Here is a 20548-nt window from a genome sequence, read left to right as displayed (position 1 = left end):
AGTGACAATACGATTTGCCATTTCGCGCTTGATGCGGAATCCACTTTGAAACTAAAACAATAAGATTCTTGCCTTTGCAGGAATGACATTAAAGATGAAACTAGAAATCTGTGCCAATTCATACCAATCTGCAAAAAATGCTCAAGAAGCAGGAGCACATCGCATAGAATTATGCCAAGAATTATCCGTTGGTGGTATTACGCCATCTTATGGATTATTAAAACAGGTTGTTGAGAACTTAGATATCCAAGTTTTTGTTTTAATTAGACCTCGTAGTGGCAATTTTGTGTATTCTGATGCTGAATTTGACATTATGAAGCATGATATTCAACTCTGTAAAGGTTTAGGATGTGATGGTATTGTTTCAGGAATACTAAATAATAATAAAACAATTGACAGAGACCGTACACAAGAATTAATTGAATTGTCTAAGCCATTACCTTTTACCTTTCATCGCGCGTTTGATGAGGTCGTGAATCCATTAGAAGCTTTTTTGCAATTAATAGATTTAGGAGTAGAGCGCGTTTTGACTTCTGGGCAACAAACTACTGCAGAATTAGGTTTAGAGTTATTAAAGGATCTAAATATAATGTCTAGTGGTAGAATTATAATTCTTGCTGGTTCTGGTATTACTTCAGATAATGCTTTAAAGTTTAAGCAAATAGGTTTGAATGAAATCCACGCATCTGCTTCGTCTCTACTTGAAGAGAATAATTCATTATTCTCGATGCCACTAACGTATTCCAATCCCCAAAAAATAAAAGCAATTTTAAATGCGATATAGTCTTCTGTTATTAATTTTTATTTGTTTTAGCTGTCAACTTGAACATGACTTACCCCAAACCATTGAGCTGACTGAGAATTGGCAATTCAAAAAAGTTAGTGATACGATATGGAATTCAGCAACAGTTCCTGGTAATGTACATTCTGATTTGCTAGATCATAACTTAATTGAAGACCCATTTATTGGTAATAATGAAAAAGACTTACAATGGATTTCTGAAACCGATTGGGAATACAAAAACACTTTTTCGCTTGATGAATTAACGTTTCAAAAGAAGAACATAGAACTCGACTTTGAAGGTTTAGATACGTATGCATCTGTATATTTAAATGATAGTTTAATCCTAAAAGCTAATAATGCGTTTCGAAAATGGACGATAGATGTAAAATCACTTTTAAAATCTGAAAATGAATTGCGATTAGTTTTTGAATCTACTTCAAAATATGAAGAAGTAGAAAAAGCAAAGTTGGCTTATGAGTTACCCGAAAGTGAACGTATTTTTACTAGAAAAGCACAGTTTCAATATGGTTGGGATTGGGGACCTAAGTTGAATACTAGTGGAATTTCAAAACTAATCAAATTGGTTGCTTGGGATGCTCTTAAGATTGATAATGTCCATGTTAGAGCATTACATTTAACCGATAGTATTGCAGACTTATCAATAGAGATAAATAAAAGATCAAGTGTCGAATTAGATAAAAAAATAATTTATCATATATATGTGAATGGTAGTTTAATTAAATCGTCAGAACCTACACACACAAATGATCAACAGTTTAATAGATTTCAAATAATTAAACCAAAAAAATGGTGGCCACATAATCTAGGCGAACCCTATTTATATGATATAAAAGTAATCGTTAAGCAAGATGAAAAAATTCTAGATAGTATCTCGGTCAAAAAAGGACTAAGAACTATCGCGCTGGTTACCGAAAAAGATGGCATTGGAGAATCCTTTTACTTCAAAGTAAATGATGTGCCAGTCTATGCAAAAGGAGCGAACTACATCCCACAAAACAGTTTACAGAATAAAGTCACAGATGGCGATTATGAGAAATTATTAAACGATGTGGTGGATGCCAACATGAATATGCTCCGAGTTTGGGGTGGTGGTATTTATGAGAATGATATTTTTTATAATTTGTGTGATAAAAAAGGGATTTTGGTTTGGCAAGATTTTATGTTTGCCTGTGCCATGTATCCTGGTGATAAAGATTTTTTAGAAAACGTAAAGCAAGAAGCTATTGGTAATGTGAAACGGCTGAGAAACCATGCGTCAATTGCGCTTTGGTGTGGTAACAATGAAAACTCAGAAGGTTGGCATCGTTGGGGCTGGCAGGCTGATAGAAGTGACGCAGAGAAAGCAGAAATCTGGAGTAACTATTTAAAAGTGTTTGATTCTATTTTGCCAAATACTGTTGCTAAACTAACTGATACAAATTATTGGGAAAGCTCGCCAAAATACGGAAGAGGAAATCCAAAATATAAAACCGAAGGAGACGCACACGATTGGTGGATTTGGCATGATGGATATCCTTTTGAGCATCTAGAAGAAAACGTGCCACGTTTTATGAGTGAGTTCGGGTTTCAATCCTTTCCTAGTTATGAAACCATTCGATATATAAACCAAAATGATAGTATAGAAATTACTTCAGACAGTTTTAAAAACCATCAAAAGCATTCAAGAGGGTTTCAAATTATTGAAGATTATATGGAACGTGATTTTCCTATACCTGATAATGCAGAAGATTACGTATATATGAGTCAGCTATTGCAAGCCTACGGAATTACTAAAGGGATTGAAGCGCAACGACGTGCCAAGCCCTATAATATGGGAACGCTGTTTTGGCAACTCAATGATTGCTGGCCAGCTGTTTCGTGGAGCAGTATTGATTATTTTGGGAATTGGAAAGCTTTGCATTATAAAGTCAAACGCAGTTTTGAGGCTATTTTAATCTCTTCAAAAATTGAAAATGAAGTGCTGAAAACTTCGATTGTTAATGATAATATGAGCCAAGAACAAGGTATACTCAACCTAAAATTGATCGATTTTAGTGGCAATATCATTTGGGAAGACTCTAAGAATATAATTGTTGTAGCAAACTCAAGTGCTATAAAGTATGAACTAGATTTAAATACAATTAGGTTTAATAAAAACGAAGTTGTATTAGTTTCAAAATTTGAGAATAGCACGTCTCATTTCTACATGATTAAACCAAAAGACTTAAACTTAAAAACATCTGAAATAACGAAAACAATTACTAAAACTTTAGATGGTTTCAATATTGAATTAACTAGTAAAACACTTCAAAAAGATGTGTTTTTATACGCTGACACTAAAGGGCATTTTTCAGATAATTTCTTCGATTTATTGCCTAATGAATCTATTATAATTCATTTTAAAAGTAACATAAAAACACTTCAAGATTTACAAGTCAAAACCTTTAACAATTTCATAAGATAAGGAGTAGACTGTATTAGTATCTTTAACCTTTAATTGTTGTATATGATCCGTTGGATAATTTTTATTATTGTGTTAGGAATAGCAGATTTTTATGCTTTTCAATCTCTTAGAACAGTTACAAAAAGTAATTGGTGGTATGCAATTTATTGGCTATTCACTATCGCTATAATTGGTAACTTTATAATTCAGTTTTATAGTTTTAACCGAAGTAATGGTTTTTCTCAAGAAAACTCTTTCGCGATTGGATTATTAATCGCTTTAGTTGTCCCCAAGCTAGTGCTAATTGCAATACTATTTGGTGAAGATGTTTTAAGAATACCACAAGGATTGTATAGTTATTTTATGCAAGATAATGGAGAGGGCAATAAGATTAACCATATTCCTGAACGACGAAAATTTGTTAGTCAGATAGCACTCGGTATTGCAGCTATTCCATTTGCTTCTATATTATATGGAATGTACAAAGGAAAGTACAATTTTAAAGTTTTAAAATACACCTTATATTTTGAAGATTTGCCAAGCGCTTTTGATGGTTATAAATTAACTCAAATAAGTGATGTACACTCTGGTAGTTTTGATAATATTGAAAAGGTGAGTTATGCAATTGATTTAATTAATGAGCAGAAATCTGATGTCATATTATTTACTGGTGATATGGTAAATAATAAGGCCAGTGAAATGGAACCTTTTATAGATATATTTAAAAAATTAAAGGCAAAGGACGGTTTATTTTCTGTTTTAGGAAATCATGATTATGGTGATTATGTAAGTTGGGATTCTGAAGATGAAAAAAAGCAGAATCTTGAGGACTTAAAAATACTTCAAAAAGACATTGGTTTTGATTTGTTATTAAACGAAAATCGTTTTATAGAAAAAAACGGCGAACGGATTGCTTTAGTAGGAGTAGAAAATTGGGGAATAGGAGGTTTTAAAAAAGCGGGTGATTTAAAAATGGCTGCCAGTAAAGTTGATAAAGATGATTTTAAAATTCTTATGAGTCATGATCCAAGCCATTGGAATGAAGAGGTTATTAACGATGCTTACCATTACCATTTAACATTAAGTGGTCATACACATGGAATGCAATTTGGCATAGAAATTCCGGGTTGGTTTAAATGGAGTCCTGTAAAATGGAGGTATAAACATTGGGCTGGAATTTATAAGGAATTAGGTCAATATATAAATGTGAATAGAGGATTTGGTTATTTAGCTTTCCCTGGTCGTGTTGGAATTTGGCCTGAAATTACTGTAATAGAACTCAAAAAAGGAAAGAAAGAGGCGTAATTGTTAAGAATTGCGTATTTTTATAACACTAGTAATGAACTTATTAAAATTTTTTATCAAAATTTTATGTAGGTTTGTATAACACGTTTGTCTAAAACAATAACGTATGTCAAAATTTGGGGAATTAATAGACACAGATATACCTGTTCTATTAGACTTCTATAAAGAATTAAATGATCAGTCTGTTGCAATGCATCCTGTGCTAAGAGATGTAGCTGCGGCTTTGGGTGATAAAGCCAAAGTTATTAAAATTGATGTAAGTAAAAATAAAGAATTAGCAGAAGCACTGCGTGTTAAAGGATTGCCGACTTTGATTATCTACAAAAATGGAGAAATGAAGTGGCGCCATAGTGGTGAACAAGATGCTAATACATTAATCGGAATTATTCAAGAATACGTTTAGTTTATAAGGCTTTAAATTTGTAGCCTTTTTCAGTATAATACTCTAAAACTTTAGGTAATACATATTTTAAATTTCGTGATGCTTTTATGCTATCATGAAACACAATAATACTGCCTTGCTTTGCTGCAGAAACCACATTATTTAAGCAAGCTTCTTCGCTTACCGATTTATCCCAATCATATGATAAAACATCCCACAATATAATCCGATAACCTAATTCTAGTAGTTTTTTGCTTTGCTTGTTTTTAAACTTGCCGTAAGGTGGTCTAAACAAAGGAGTGGAAGTGCCAGTCTTAAATTTATTGATAATCTTTTCAGTTTTTAAAACATCTTTGAAGTAAACTTTAGTTTTATGCTTCCAACCTTTTAAATGATTGTAAGTATGATTTCCAATAGAATGACCTTCAGTAATTATATTTTGAAATATTTCAGGATACTTTTCAATATTATTACCAATACAGAAGAAGGTGGCTTTAGCTTCAAAACCTTTTAAAGTTTGAAGTACCCAATCTGTAATTTCTACTGTTGGACCGTCATCAAAAGTGAGATATATTTCTTTTTTATCCGTGTTGATATTCCAGACAAAATTTGGAAATAATGTCTTTACAAAACCAGGAGTTTTTGCCGGAATAATTTGCATGGTTTAGTTTTCGGGTGAAATCGCTGTACTATCCCTTAATATTGAATTAATGTCTAAATCTTTTGGTATAACAGGTGTTTCTTCTTGTGCTGGTCCCATTAACGGGTCAAACAACTTTAAGTAGCTATTGAATTTTTTAGTTTCATCTAGCGCAAATTCTTCATCATTATAAATAACTAAGATGTCTACTAATGCTCTGTAGCGTTGTATATCGGTATATATTTCTTCTATTAAACGGTCTTGATTTTTTAGAGAAAGCTCACTTAAATAACTCAAATTTTCTTGATACTTCTTAGTGACGTCTTTATATAATTTTCGTCCTTTTTCAGTGTTCCCAACTTCATAGTAAGCACTTATATAAGGCTCTAATAGTGAGTAGAATCCAAATTTATCCGTAGGCATTTTTGCCATAGCTAAATCTGCCATTTCTTCCGCTTTATCAAGTTTGTCTTCGTTAATAAGTTGTTCGATTAAACGCGCAATATTACCTCTGTAGGTGATGCTGTTTCTCCTGGTTTCTATATCGTGATAAATTTCTTCACCACTGCCTCCCCAATCCCAGGTCTTTATTTTTTCATACATTAAATCAGCATCAACGCGACCCATATCATAAGGGTTTGCTCTATCAACAGCAGTTTTTATTGGGACTAACTTGTAGCACATTCCGTCTAACTGTAAATAATCTTTTAGCCAAATATAATCTTCAGCACCAAATGCACCACCAGTAAAATAAATAGGTCTTTCCCAATTGTTATTGGCTACAATGTCTAACATTAATAAGCGATTCTTGTAAATAGAACTTGTTCCAATTTTTGCATAAAGCGTATCCTCTATTTTATCTGCATCTTTAGGGTTTACAATACCGTTTTTAAGAACCATATCTTTATTTACAGGAATACTGATGTTTTTGGTAGGGAAATAATTGGTATTTAATAAATACTTAGGATATCGTCTTGGATCTTCGTTAAATTTTTCAACAATGTATTTAACTTTTGTACTTGGTTTGTCGCTAGATACAAAATCCATAAACGACTTTATGTCTAAGGTATCACTAGCAATCTTATCTGTTATTTCTCTATATATAATTATGTCTCTTGTACCAGCTCTATATTGCTCATGCGTTAGTTGTGAAGGTATAGGGTCACTTTCATAAGCTTTTCGTTTCATTTGGTCAATATACCAATCTGTCTGAAAAAGACTTGTATTAACAACTCTAACATCTGTTCGTACTCCTTCAATTTCTTGCAAGTACCATAGAGGGAAAGAATCATTATCACCGATAGTAAATAATATAGCATTTGGAGCACAAGATTCTAAATACTTTCTTGCCATAGCATTTGCAGTATACTTACCAGACCTATCATGATCATCCCAATTATTTGCTGCTAAAATACCAGGTACAATAATTAGACATGCTAATGTAATTACAGGTGCTAAAAGTTTTGTGTTAAGATGAGACCTTAAAAGGTCATATATGGCATAGACACCAAAACCTATCCAAATAGCAAAGACATAAAACGAACCTACTACAGAATAATCTCGTTCTCTCGGTTCAAAAGGTCTAACATTGGTGTAAAACTGTATGGCTATACCAGTTAGTAGAAAGAATACAAGTAATACCCAGAATCGTTTTGCATCACTATACAATAAAAAGAAAAAACCAACTAAACCTAATAAGAGTGGTATAAAATAATAAGTGTTTCTAGCTTTATTTTCTAAAACATCTGTTGGTAAATTATCTTGAGAAATGCCAATATGTAATGCATCAATAGCACTAATTCCAGAAATCCAATTACCATTAAAATCGTCATATTTTCCTTGAACATCGTTTTGTCTTCCGGTAAAATTCCACATAAAATATCGCCAGTACATATAGCCAAATTGGTATTGAAACATGTACATAATATTATCAATAGAAGAAGGTTTTTCGATTTCTAAATATTGTTGCCCATAATTTCTTAGAAATTTATCATAGTCTTCGTAATCTATCTCACCTTGAGCTATACGCATTCTAAAATCGTTAACGACTTGGTCAATCTGCCTTTTTTGTTGCATCGCATATTGTTGCGCTTGTTCTTCGGTTAGACCTGCATTAAATGCTTCATTATATTGGCTAGTTTGAAAACTTGGGTCTACCTTAAAATCAATTAGACCAGTAAACATCATATAATTTTTGGCATGATCACTACTCCACATTCTTGGTAAAACAGATGCATGCTCATGATTATAATTTTGCTTGCTATCTTCCCAATCATTGATTATAATATATTTACCAGTTTTCTCATCACGCTCGTAGTTTTTCTTGTCATCAACAAACGCCTCTTTTTCGTCTTGACCTGAATAAAGTTCTGTAAACTGAGGACCAAAAAACAAATGTGTTTCAGGATATTGTTCCAAATTATAATACGCTAATAATTCTCTAGCATCAGAAGGGTCATTTTCATTTATTACAACATTTGCATTAGCTCTAATTGGTAACATCATCCAAGAAGAAAATCCAATAAAAATAAACATGAGACATAAGACTAAAGTATTAATGTGCTTTAAGCCTTTTTTACGAGTATAGTTTAAGCCAAAATAGAAAAGTGAAATTACAAGTAATGCTGTTATTATAGTTCCAGAGTTAAATGGTAATCCGAAAGAATTCACAAAAAACACTTCTAGGTATCCAAAAAGTGCGAGTGTAGATGGTAGTAATAATTTAAATATAAAAAGTAGTATTGCTGCAGAAAGTATGTTCGCAATAATAAAACCTTTAACAGTAACCGTTTTATAATTTTTGAAATAATAAATAAGACCAATAGCAGGTATAGTTAATAAGCCCATAAAATGAACACCAAAAGAAAGACCAATAACAAAAGCAATTAATATTAGCCAGCGATTCCCTCTAGGTTTGTGCATGTCTTGTTCCCAACGTAATGCTAAATAAAACATTGCAGCCATAATTAGCGTGGCCATTGCATAGACTTCTGTTTCAACTGCGTTAAACCAAAATGAATCTGTAAATGTAAAGGCTAAACTACCAACTAAAGCACTTCCTAGAATGGCATGAGCATTATTTGGGTTAGAATCTTTTTTGTAGTTCACTAGCTTAACAAGTAGGATACTTATAGTCCAAAACATAAAAAGAATAGTGAAAGCACTAGAAACAGCACTCATCATATTCATTATCATTCCTATTTGTGAAGGTTCTAAAGCAAAAATTGAGAAAAAAGCTCCCATCATCTGAAAAAGTGGTGCTCCTGGTGGATGGCCAACTTGTAATTTAGAAGATGTTAAAATATATTCACCAGCATCCCAAAAGCTTACAGTTGGTTCGATGGTAAGAGCATATACTACAAATGCTATAGAGAAAGCGACCCATCCTAAAATGGTATTCCACTTTTTAAAGTTAAAATCTGTCATGAAAAACTTAAATTGTTAACGCAGGCGAATTTACTAATTATTACGGTATTGCCTACGTTTTTAAGTTAACGTTAAGTAATTTCAATTATTTTCTTGTTTTTTTTTGTTCAAGTGAAACTTTGTTATAAATTTGCAAACTTGTTTACAAGATTGGCCTATGGTGTAACTGGTAACACATCTGTTTTTGGTGCAGAAGAGTCTAGGTTCGAAACCTAGTGGGCCAACAAAAAATCCTAATCAGCTTTGATTAGGATTTTTTTATGCGTTTTATTTAAGGCATTTAAATCTTAAACGTAATCACAGGACGTTTCGAGTGGTTTACTAAATCTTCACTTAAGCTACCGTTAAAAAAGTGAGCTATACCTTGGCGTCCGTGAGTGCTAATACCAATTAAATCAGCATCAATGTCTTTAGAGAAATTCAAGACTCCATTCTCAACAGAAGTATCATTATGAATATGTATGGAGTAATTCTTAAATGTTTGATTCGATATAAAATCAGTGATTCTTGAGTTAGCTTCATAAGTTGTCATGAAGTTATTAGCCGTATTTACCATTAGTAAATAAATTTTAGCGTCAAAAGCTTCCGCAAAAGCTACGGCTTGTTCGTATGTTTTTTTATTATCATTTTTAAAATCAGAAGCAAATACAAAATTAGAAACATTAAAATCAGTGTGCTCATTCTTAATGACTAATACAGGTACATCAGATGTGCGAACTACTTTCTCTGCATTAGAGCCTACAAACATTTCTTTTATTCCAGATGCACCATGAGAACCCATTACAATTAAGTCAATTTCAAATTCTTTGCAAGAATCTTTAATCTCATTAAACGTTATATCTGCCTTTACAGTTTCATACACGGTAATTCCTTCTAAATAGTCGCTAGCCATAAGATCTTCAAACCTTTTGTGAGCTAGTTTCATAAAAAATAAGGCTTCTGGTACAACGCTGTGGGCATTGATAGGGTCTATTTGTTGCATTGGTATTTCCATCATATGCAATAAATATATTTCGGCATTATGTTTTTTTGCTAACATTGCAGCAACTTTTAAAGCATTCTCTGCTTGTTCAGAGAAGTCGGTAGGAACTAGTATTTTGTTCATTTTTTTGATTTTAGTTAGTCTTATAAAGCTATGAAAATAATTCCACTTTAGGAAGCTTTGAGAAATCAATATAAATATCGTATATTTGCACCGTTGTTTACTAAAATAAATACGCGAGAGGACGAAAAGTCCTCTCTTTTTATACCAAGAAATGTTAAAGAAAACGGTAGAAGACTTATTGCAAAATGCATTAGAAGAAAGACAAGACCTATTTCTTATAGATTTTAGTTTTTCTGTAGATAATGCAATTAAGGTTGTGATAGATGGTGATAATGGAGTGTTAGTAGAGGATTGTATGTTTGTTAGCAGAGCTATTGAGCACAATATAGACAGAGATGAGTACGATTTTTCTCTAGAGGTATTGTCATCTGGTGCAGCAACACCTTTAACATTGCCAAGACAATATAAAAAGCATGTTGGTAGAAACCTAGAGGTGACCACTTTAGACAATCAAAGTCTAGAAGGTGAGCTTACTGATGTGAACAACAAAGGAGTGGTTTTAAAGTGGAAAACTAGAGAACCAAAACCTTTAGGTAAAGGAAAAGTAACAGTAGCAAAAGAGGCTAATATTACTTTTGATAATATTAAAGAAGCAAAAGTTAAAATAAAATTTTAATTCACGATTAATTATGGAAAATGTAGCGTTAATTGAATCATTTTCGGAATTTAAAGACGATAAATTAATAGATAGAGTTACGCTGATGGCGATTCTTGAAGATGTATTACGTAATGCACTTAAGAAGAAGTATGGTGATGATGATAACTTTGATATTATTATAAACCCAGATAAAGGGGATTTAGAAATATGGAGAAACCGTATTGTAGTTGCAAATGGTGAAGTAGAAGAACCAAATCAAGAAATTGAATTATCTGAAGCACAAAAAATAGAACCAGATTTTGAAGTTGGTGAAGATGTTGCAGAAGAAGTAAAACTTATTGATTTAGGAAGACGTTCGATTTTAGCATTAAGACAAAACTTAATATCTAAAATTCACGAACACGATAATACAAATATATATAAGCAATTTAAGGAATTAGAAGGCGAGATATATACTGCAGAAGTCCATCATATTAGACACAGAGCAATTATCTTGTTAGATGATAATGGTAATGAAATTATCCTTCCAAAGGATAAACAAATACCTTCTGATTTCTTCAGAAAAGGAGAAAATGTAAGAGGAATTATTGAAAGTGTTGAATTAAAAGGTAGTAAGCCAGCGATTGTGATGTCTAGAACATCACCATTGTTTTTAGAGAAATTATTTGAGCAGGAAATTCCTGAAGTTTTTGATGGTTTGATTACCGTTAAAAAGGTAGTTCGTATTCCAGGAGAAAAGGCTAAAGTGGCTGTAGATTCTTATGATGATAGAATTGATCCTGTAGGAGCTTGTGTTGGTATGAAAGGATCGAGAATTCATGGAATTGTACGTGAGTTAGGAAACGAAAATATCGATGTAATCAATTACACAAATAACATTCAGCTTTTTGTAACGAGAGCATTAAGCCCAGCAAGAGTCACTTCTTTAAAGTTAAATGAAGAGACTATGCGTGCTGAAGTCTTGTTGAAGCCAGAAGAGGTTTCTAAAGCAATTGGTAGAGGTGGTCATAACATTCGTTTAGCTGGTCAGTTAACAGGTTATGAAATTGATGTATTTAGAGAAGGTGCAGAAGAAGATGTGGAATTAAAAGAATTCTCTGATGAAATTGAATCATGGGTTATAGCGGAATTTAGCAAAGCTGGTTTAGATACTGCAAAAAGTATTTTAGAACAAGATGTTGTTGATTTAGTAAAGCGTACAGATTTAGAAGAAGAAACTATAGTAGAAGTTATTAGAATTCTACGAGAAGAATTTGAAGAATAATACCGTCTTAATTTTTTTAAATATTATAATGATATTTTGAAGTTGAATAGGTATAGTATATATTTAAGTTATTTTACAGGCAATTTATGGCTCAAACAAGATTAAATAAGGTATTAAGGGAGTTGAACATCTCTATTGATCGCGCTGTGGATTTTTTAGAATCCAAAGGTGTAGAGATAGAAAAGAGTCCAAATACCAAAATTTCGCAAGAGGTTTATGATACGCTATCTGACGAATTTCAGACAGATGCAACAAAGCGTGAAAAAGCTCAAGAAGTTAGTGAAGCTAAACTCAAAGAAAAAGAGGCAATTCGCGAGAAGCGCGAACTCGAAATTGAGGAAAAGCAAAAGAGAGATGAAGCTGCTAAGGAAGCTAGAGAAGCTGTAGTAAAAGCTAAAGCCGAATTAATTGGTCCAAAGCAAGTAGGTAAAATTGATCTTGATAAAAAACTTAAGGTTGAGAAAAAAGAAGAACCTAAAGTTGCTGAAGCCAAGGAAGTGCCTAAGGTTGAGAAAAAACAAGAACCTAAAGTTGCTGAGGCTAAAGAAATGCCTAAGGTTGAGAAAAAACAAGAACCTAAAAAAGAACCTTCTAAGCCTAAAGTTGAAACTAAAAAGGTAGAGAAAGTTGAAGCTAAGAAAGAGCCTATAAAAGCAGAATCTAAACCAGAAGAGTCTATTGAATCTACTGAGCCAGCTGAGGAAACTTTAAAGACCCAATATAAAAAGCTTTCTGGTCCCACAACAACAGGAAAGAAAATAGACCTTTCTCAGTTTAATAAACCAAAAAAGAAGAAAGAAGATAAGCCGGCTGCTGGAGATGCTAATAAGCGTAAGAGACGTCGTATTAGTAAACCCGGAAATGCACCTGGTGCCAAACCAACTGTTGATAGCAGAAGAGGTAGTGCTCCAAGAGGAAGAACTGTTAATGCTGCAAGGCCAAAATTAGTTAAAGAGGAGCCTACAGAAGAAGATGTAAAGAAACAAATTAGAGAAACACTTGAGAAATTACAAGGTAAATCTAATAAAGGAAAAGGTGCCAAATATAGAAGAGACAAGAGAGATCAACACAGAGAACAAACCGAAATTGATCAAGAAATTGCTGCTGCAGAAAGTAAAACTATAAAAGTCACTGAGTTTGTAACCGTTAGTGAGATAGCTACAATGATGGAAGTTGGAGTAACGCAAGTTATTTCAGCATGTATGTCTTTAGGTATGATGGTTACTATGAATCAGAGACTAGATGCAGAAACATTAACTATTGTTGCTGAAGAATTTGGTTATGATGTAGAGTTTATTACCGCAGATATTGAAGAGTCTATTGAAGATGTTGTTGACGATCCAAAAGATTTATTACCACGTGCACCAATTGTTACAGTAATGGGGCACGTTGATCATGGTAAAACGTCATTGTTAGATTATATCCGTCAAGAAAACGTAATTGCAGGGGAATCTGGTGGTATTACACAGCACATTGGTGCTTATGGTGTAGAGTTGGAAAATGGACAAAAAATCGCATTTTTAGATACACCAGGTCACGAAGCTTTTACAGCGATGCGTGCACGTGGTGCTCAAGTCACTGATATTGCTATTATTGTTGTTGCAGCAGATGATGCTATAATGCCACAAACAAAAGAAGCTATTTCTCATGCTCAAGCAGCGGGAGTTCCAATAGTATTCGCTATTAATAAAATAGATAAGCCAGATGCCAATCCTGAAAAAGTAAAAGAAGGCTTAGCACAAATGAATCTTTTAGTAGAAGATTGGGGTGGTAAAATTCAATCTCACGACATTTCTGCTAAAGTAGGAACTGGTGTTAAAGAGTTACTTGAAAAAGTATTACTTGAAGCTGAATTATTAGAGTTAAAAGCTAATCCTAATAAAGCAGCAAGCGGAACCGTTGTAGAAGCTTATTTAGATAAAGGGAGAGGATATGTATCAACTATTTTAGTACAAGCGGGTACATTAAAAGTTGGTGACTATGTTTTAGCAGGAAAAAATAGTGGTAAAGTAAAAGCCATGCAAGATGAGCGAGGGCAAGATGTGCAAGTAGCAGGTCCTGCAACTCCGGTATCTATTCTTGGTTTAGATGGTGCCCCTCAAGCTGGTGATAAGTTTAATGTCTTTGCAGATGAGCGCGAAGCGAAGCAAATTGCTACGAAACGTACACAGTTACAACGTGAGCAGTCTGTAAGAACGCAACGTCATATTACACTTGATGAAATCGGAAGACGTATTGCACTTGGTGATTTCCAAGAGCTTAACATTATCCTTAAAGGTGATGTGGATGGTTCTGTAGAGGCCTTAACGGATTCTTTCCAGAAATTATCTACTGAAGAAATTCAAGTTAATATTATACATAAAGGTGTTGGTGCCATTACAGAAAGTGATGTATTGTTAGCAACAGCTTCAGATGCAATTATTGTTGGATTTAATGTGCGACCTGTCGGAAATGCAAGAACGATAGCAGACAAGGAAGAAATTGATATCAGAACATACTCAATTATCTATGCAGCAATTAACGATCTTAAAGACGCTATGGAAGGTATGTTATCTCCAGAAGTTAAAGAAGAAGTTACAGGTACTGCCGAAATTAGAGAAATATTTAAAGTCTCAAAAATTGGTAATATCGCAGGTTGTATGGTAATGAATGGTAAAATCTTTAGAAATTCAGGAATACGAATTATTAGAGATGGTGTAGTTGTTCATACAGGTACATTAGACGCTTTAAAACGATTTAAGGATGATGCTAAAGAAGTTGCTAAAGGCTACGATTGTGGTATGCAAATTAAAGGTTATAACGATATTGCAGAAGGTGACGTTATAGAAGCATTCCAAGAAGTTGAAGTAAAAAAGAAGTTGAAATAATTTCTTGTTAATCATAAAAAAAGGCGACCAATTGGTCGCCTTTTTTGTATAATAAAATAAGTGCTAATCTTTATCTAATTTAGGTTGAAGGATATTAGCATACATGTATTTCTTCTTAATTTTAAGAAGTGCACGATCAGCTTCTAAACGTGTTGCAAAATTACCAACCCATACTTTGTAATTAGGTGTGTTCCAAACGATGTCAACAGGCCATTCAATATAAGCGTTTAAGAAGTTAGATTTCATCTTCTGAGCGACATCAGGATCTACACTTTGATCAATCTGAATTTTATAAATTTTAGATGTTTTTACATCTTTTTTATATTCTAATAACTTGTCTATATCTTTATCTTGATCTATTGTAACCTGACCTTGTTGTGCGTTTATAGAAAGCGAAAAGGCTAAAACAAAGAATGATATAGCTAAATGTTTGATTTTTAATATCATATTTTAGTATTTAATTACAAAGGTATACTATTCAACGAAATTCCTCTAAAAATGTTATTTAGAATAGTTATAAATTAATTATTATCAGTTCGTCAACATTTTTAAAATCGACTTTATATCTTAACTTTGCATTAGTTAAAAAAACATGCTTTTTTACAACTTTATTAAAAAAAATCATACCAAAGTTTAGAAGATAATTCAACGAACAATATGAAACAGGTGACCTACCAGAATTTAACCTCAAGGATTTTTTATCTCAGTTTTATTTTAGTGCTTATGTTTTCGACATCACTTGCAGCACAAGATGGTGATCCGGTTAACGGTAAAAAGCTATATGGTGTTAATTGTGCATCATGTCACAAACTAGATAAGAGAATGACAGGTCCTGCTTTACGTAATGTAGAGGCAAGACTTTATGAAGATGAAGGTTTAGATAGAGCATGGCTTAATGCATGGATAAAAAATAGTGCAGGACTAATAAAGTCTGGCGATGCTTATGCTAATAAAATCTATAATGAGTATAACAAAGTTGCGATGACTGCTTTTCCGCTGCTTAGTGACCAAGAGATCTCAGATATTTTATCTTATACAGCTGCGCCAAAGCCAGTAACAACTCCTCCGCCTCCTGGAGTCACTAATGTTAACCCAGGTGATCAAACTTCAAACGAATTAATTCTAGGTGCGTTAGCACTTTTATTTGCATTATTAGCTGGTGCTTTAGTTTTAGTTAACAAAACACTAAAACGTTTTGCAGATGCAAAGGATATTGAGGTTGCTATTAAAGAAAAAGGAACACCAATATGGAAGGCGTTTGTTCAAAACCAATTCCTAGTTTTAGTTACATCAATTATATTCTTATTAGCGAGTGCTTATTTTGTATACGGATTGTTTATGCAAGTTGGTGTGGACCAGGGTTACGAACCTGTTCAGCCAATTCACTACTCGCACAGGATTCATGCAGGTGAAAATGCTATTGATTGTAAATATTGTCACTCGTCTGCAAGAGTAAGTAAGCATTCAGGTATACCTTCATTAAATATATGTATGAATTGTCATAAGTCAATTGGTGCAGTAGCAGATGCAACACAAGCAGAAGGTATTAACGAATATGGTGTAGACTATAACTCTGAAATTCAGAAGCTTTATAAAGCTGTCGGTTGGGATGAAGATACACAGCAATATACTGGTGAAACAAGTCCTGTTAAGTGGATTCGCATTCATAATTTACCAGACTTTGCATATTTTAATCATTCACAACACGTCTCTGTAGCAGGTGTTGAGTGTCAAACATGTCATGGACCAGTAGAAGAAATGGAAATAATGTACCAACACGCTCCTTTAACAATGGGTTGGTGTATTAATTGTCACAGAGAAACAAATGTAAAAGTTGAAGATAACGCGTACTATACTAAAATACATGAAGAATTATCGAAAAAGTATGGTGTAGATCAGTTAACTGCGGCACAGATGGGTGGATTAGAATGTGGTAAGTGCCATTATTAATAAAAATCAAGAAGTAATTCAAAATTATATGTCATCAAACAAGAAATACTGGAAAAGTGTTGAAGAGCTAAACGAAAATAGTTCTATTGTTGAGGCGCTACAACAAAACGAATTTGTAGAAGCAATACCAACAGATGAGTTTTTAGGTGATAAAGAATCGTTAGAGTCTTCATCAACTTCGCGTCGTGATTTTTTAAAATACGTAGGTTTTAGCACAGCAGCAGCATCATTAGCAGCTTGTGAAGGACCAGTAATTAAATCAATTCCATATGTCGTACAGCCAACGGAAATTATCCCTGGTGTTGCTAACTATTACGCAACAACTATTGCGAATGGATATGATTTTGCTAGTGTTTTAGTGAAAACAAGAGAGGGAAGACCTATTAAAATTGAAAATAACACTGACGCTGGTACAAATGGTGTAGCTAATGCCAGAGTTAATGCTTCGGTTTTAGGATTGTACGATAGCTTGAGAGTGAAATCACCAATGAAAGGTGAAACTGCTATTTCTTGGGATACGTTTATGTCTGAAACGACTTCAAAATTAAATGGACTTAGCGACGGAAAGGAAATTGTATTCTTAACACAGAGCTTACCAAGTCCATCCACAAATAAATTAATTGCAGAGTTTAAATCTAAATATGGTAGAGTAAGACATGTAGCTTACGATGCCGTTTCAGAATCTGCGACTTTAGACGCATACGAAGCAAGGTATGGTACTAGAGGAATGGCTAATTACGATTTTTCTAAAGCTATGACTATCGTTTCTGTTGGAGCAGATTTCTTAGGAGATTGGCAAGGTGGTGGATTTGATTCTGATTATTCAAAAAAGCGTATTCCTACCAATGGTAAGATGTCTAGACATATTCAATTTGAATCTAATATGTCTTTATCTGGTGCTAATGCAGACAAGCGTGTGCCACTAAAGCCAAGTGAACAAAAATTAGCTTTAGCTAAATTATATAGTTATGTTACAGGTAATTCTGTAGGTAGTGAAAATCTTTCTGAAGGTTTAGATGCGGTAGTAAAAGCAGCAGCTAAGGAATTAAAAAAGGCAGGAAGTAACGCTGTTGTAGTAACTGGAATTCCAGATGTTAATGCTCAAACAGTAGTGCTAGATATAAATGCATACTTAAATAGTAAAGCATTTGATCCTGAAACAACCATAAAAACAAGACAAGGTAGCGATAAAGCAGTAATGCAATTAGTTGCTGATATGAAAGCAGGTAAAGTTGGAGCCATTATTATGAATGGTGTTAACCCAATGTATACTTTTCCAAATGCTTCAGGTTTTGCTGAAGGTCTTGCAAAAACAGATTTATCCATTGCGTTCTCAATGAAACAAGATGAGACGTCAACGAACTGTCAATACATTGCTGCAGCACCTCATTATTTAGAATCTTGGGGAGATATAGAAATGAAAGCAGGTCATTATTCAATGATGCAGCCAACAATTCGTCCTTTATTTGATACTAAGCAATTTCAAGACGTATTATTAGCTTGGAATGGAAATGGTGTCTCGTACAGAGATTATTTAAAGTCAGTTTGGACTGCAGATATTCTTAATGGAGCATCGTTTAATAAAGCGGTTCAAGATGGGGTTTTTGTAACACGTTCTAAAGGAAATAATGGAAGTGGTGTTTCAACAATAGAGAGTTCAGTAACTCAATTAAAAGATGAATTTGTAACTAAAACAACAGCGACAAGTATTAATGCTGACGGTGGTAGTGGTTCAGTTGCAGCCTTATCTGGTGGTAATGCTGCTAGAGCTTTAGCTACTTCTGCTAAAGGTAGTGCTGCTATGGAATTAACATTGTATACCAAAACTGGATTAGGTGATGGTCAACAAGCTAATAACCCTTGGTTACAAGAGTTTCCAGATCCTATTACAAGAACCTCATGGGATAATTATATAACGGTTTCAAAGGCAGACGCCGAGGCTAATGAGCTCATTAATAAGAATGTAGCAACTGGAGGTCTAAATGGGAGTTATGTAGATGTTACCGTAAATGGTGTAACTGTACCGAATGTACCTGTGCTTATTCAACCAGGACAAGCAAAAGGTTCAGTTGGTATAGCATTTGGTTATGGTAGAACATCTAATGCTCTTAAAGATGAAATGAAGACTGGTGTTAATGTATATCCATTATATCAAAACTTTAATTCAGTACAAGAAGTTAGTATAGAAAAAGTTTCTGGTGAGCATGAATTTGCTTGTGTTCAGCTGCATAATACTTTAATGGGTCGTGGTGATATCATTAAAGAAACAACTTTAGAAATATTTAATACAAAGAGTAAACGTGTTTGGAACAAGATCCCTGAAGTATCTTTAAATCATATAGAAACTCCTGTAACGTCTCCAGATGTAGATTTATGGGACGAATTTGACCGTTCAATTGGTCATCATTTTAATTTATCAATAGACTTAAATGCCTGTACGGGTTGTGGAGCATGTGTAATTGCATGTCACGCAGAAAACAATGTACCTGTAGTTGGTAAAACAGAGATGAGGCGCAGTAGAGATATGCACTGGTTGCGTATTGATAGGTATTATTCTCATCAAGATACTTTTACGGAAGATATTACTGAGAAAGATGATACAGACGGTCTAGGGTTAGGTAATTATTTAGTTGGTGATCGTGAAGGTGATGGTTCTTTATCTACATTCAGTAGATTGGAAGACCCTAATGATAATCCACAAGTTGTTTTTCAACCTGTAATGTGTCAGCATTGTAACCACGCACCTTGTGAAACTGTTTGTCCTGTAGCGGCTACAGTACACAGTCGTCAAGGTCAAAATCATATGGCTTATAACCGTTGTGTTGGTACAAGATATTGTGCAAACAACTGTCCTTACAAAGTCCGTCGTTTCAACTGGTTCTTATACAATAAGAATGATGAGTTTGATTATTATATGAATGATGATTTAGGTCGTATGGTATTAAACCCAGATGTTACTGTTCGTTCTCGTGGTGTGATGGAAAAATGTTCTATGTGTATTCAAAAAACACAAAAAACAATATTAGATGCTAAGCGCGAAGGACGTCTTGTTAAAGATGGCGAATTTCAAACTGCTTGTTCTTCAGCATGTGGAAGTGGAGCTATGGTATTCGGAGATATTAATGACAAAGACAGTAAAATTGCAGCATTAAAAGAAGATGATCGTATGTATCACTTGTTAGAATATGTAGGTACAAAACCTAATGTAATCTATCATACAAAAGTGAGAAATACATCAAAAGCGTAAATTTAATTAAAGAATCAATTATATAATTATGGCGTCTCATTACGAAGCACCTATTAGAAGACCATTAGTCACTGGCGAAAAGTCGTATCACGATGTTACTGTTGATATAGCTAGACCGGTTGAAGGCAAAGCCAGCAGAGCATGGTGGATTGTTTTCAGTATTGCTTTGGTAGCATTCCTTTGGGGAATAGGTTGTATTATTTACACAATATCTACTGGTATTGGTGTTTGGGGTCTTAATAAGACTGTAAATTGGGCTTGGGATATTACTAACTTCGTTTGGTGGGTTGGTATTGGTCACGCCGGAACACTAATTTCTGCGGTACTATTATTATTCCGTCAAAAATGGAGAATGGCAATTAACCGTTCAGCGGAAGCCATGACCATTTTCTCAGTTTTACAGGCTGGTTTGTTTCCAATTATTCACATGGGTCGTCCATGGTTGGCCTATTGGGTACTACCAATTCCTAATCAATTTGGTTCGCTATGGGTAAACTTTAACTCACCTTTACTTTGGGATGTATTTGCAATTTCTAC

13 protein-coding genes, 1 tRNA gene and 1 pseudogene are annotated in these 20548 nt (G+C 33.8%); 11 read left to right on the top strand and 4 right to left on the bottom strand.

Annotated elements, in window-relative coordinates; genetic code table 11:
* Positions 1–94 precede the first annotated feature (94 nt).
* From B2U95_RS10085 to B2U95_RS10070, 4 genes are all read left to right on the top strand, one after another.
* On the top strand, positions 95–784 hold the full coding sequence (locus tag B2U95_RS10085; protein ID WP_296315829.1) for a copper homeostasis protein CutC: 690 nt from the start codon (positions 95–97) through the stop codon (positions 782–784).
* Positions 774–3248, top strand: coding sequence for a beta-mannosidase (locus B2U95_RS10080; protein ID WP_296315826.1), 2475 nt, complete (start codon positions 774–776; stop codon positions 3246–3248). The genes B2U95_RS10085 and B2U95_RS10080 overlap by 11 nt, the downstream gene beginning before the upstream one ends.
* A gap of 42 nt (positions 3249–3290) precedes the next feature.
* Positions 3291–4532 (top strand): metallophosphoesterase, encoded by a 1242-nt coding sequence (locus B2U95_RS10075; RefSeq protein ID WP_296315824.1) that lies wholly within the window; start codon positions 3291–3293, stop codon positions 4530–4532.
* A 106-nt stretch (positions 4533–4638) separates the two neighbouring features.
* Positions 4639–4935 (top strand): thioredoxin family protein, encoded by a 297-nt coding sequence (locus tag B2U95_RS10070; protein WP_296315821.1) that lies wholly within the window; start codon positions 4639–4641, stop codon positions 4933–4935.
* Position 4936: 1 nt separating this feature from the next.
* Here the strand turns inward: B2U95_RS10070 and B2U95_RS10065 are convergent, their stop codons facing one another.
* Entirely contained in the window at positions 4937–5575 is a 639-nt protein-coding gene (locus B2U95_RS10065) for a polysaccharide deacetylase family protein (RefSeq protein WP_296315818.1), read from the bottom strand.
* Positions 5576–5578: 3 nt separating this feature from the next.
* Positions 5579–8980 (bottom strand): protein O-mannosyl-transferase family, encoded by a 3402-nt coding sequence (locus tag B2U95_RS10060; RefSeq protein WP_296315812.1) that lies wholly within the window; start codon positions 8978–8980, stop codon positions 5579–5581.
* 151 nt (positions 8981–9131) lie between these two features.
* Here B2U95_RS10060 and B2U95_RS10055 point away from each other — a divergent pair.
* Positions 9132–9204 (top strand) — tRNA-Gln (locus B2U95_RS10055).
* A gap of 56 nt (positions 9205–9260) precedes the next feature.
* Here B2U95_RS10055 and B2U95_RS10050 read toward each other — a convergent pair.
* Entirely contained in the window at positions 9261–10085 is an 825-nt protein-coding gene (locus B2U95_RS10050; RefSeq protein ID WP_296315810.1) for a universal stress protein, read from the bottom strand.
* 151 nt (positions 10086–10236) lie between these two features.
* Here B2U95_RS10050 and rimP point away from each other — a divergent pair, with 151 nt between their 5' ends.
* The 3 genes from rimP (at position 10237) to infB (ending at position 14814) form a co-directional block, all read left to right on the top strand.
* Positions 10237–10701 (top strand): ribosome assembly cofactor RimP, encoded by a 465-nt coding sequence (rimP, locus tag B2U95_RS10045; RefSeq protein ID WP_296315808.1) that lies wholly within the window; start codon positions 10237–10239, stop codon positions 10699–10701.
* A gap of 13 nt (positions 10702–10714) precedes the next feature.
* Complete coding sequence (gene nusA, locus B2U95_RS10040; protein WP_296315807.1) at positions 10715–11947, top strand: transcription termination factor NusA; 1233 nt, start codon at positions 10715–10717, stop codon at positions 11945–11947.
* An 86-nt stretch (positions 11948–12033) separates the two neighbouring features.
* Positions 12034–14814 carry a translation initiation factor IF-2 gene (gene infB / locus B2U95_RS10035; protein WP_296315804.1) on the top strand — a complete coding sequence of 927 codons (2781 nt, stop codon included), beginning with the start codon at positions 12034–12036 and terminating at the stop codon, positions 14812–14814.
* A 63-nt stretch (positions 14815–14877) separates the two neighbouring features.
* Here the strand turns inward: infB and B2U95_RS10030 are convergent, their stop codons facing one another.
* A complete protein-coding gene (locus B2U95_RS10030; protein ID WP_296315801.1) occupies positions 14878–15261 on the bottom strand; it encodes an SPOR domain-containing protein in 384 nt (127 codons plus the stop codon).
* 210 nt (positions 15262–15471) lie between these two features.
* Between B2U95_RS10030 and B2U95_RS10025 the strand changes: the two genes are divergently transcribed.
* The 3 genes and pseudogenes from B2U95_RS10025 to B2U95_RS10015 all read left to right on the top strand — a co-directional run.
* The gene (locus B2U95_RS10025; protein ID WP_296315798.1) at positions 15472–16764 is read left to right on the top strand and encodes a c-type cytochrome; all 1293 of its coding nucleotides are present in this window, start codon (positions 15472–15474) and stop codon (positions 16762–16764) included.
* A 28-nt stretch (positions 16765–16792) separates the two neighbouring features.
* The gene (locus B2U95_RS10020) at positions 16793–20011 is read left to right on the top strand and encodes a TAT-variant-translocated molybdopterin oxidoreductase (RefSeq protein ID WP_296315793.1); all 3219 of its coding nucleotides are present in this window, start codon (positions 16793–16795) and stop codon (positions 20009–20011) included.
* Between the two features lie 28 nt (positions 20012–20039).
* Positions 20040–20548, top strand: a pseudogene (locus B2U95_RS10015) (molybdopterin oxidoreductase); the annotation flags it as partial.

Source organism: Winogradskyella sp. UBA3174 (assembly GCF_002364335.1).
GTDB lineage: Bacteria > Bacteroidota > Bacteroidia > Flavobacteriales > Flavobacteriaceae > Winogradskyella.
The sequence above is the reverse complement of the archived record's forward strand: the minus strand, read 5'-3'. Positions and strand labels throughout refer to the sequence as shown.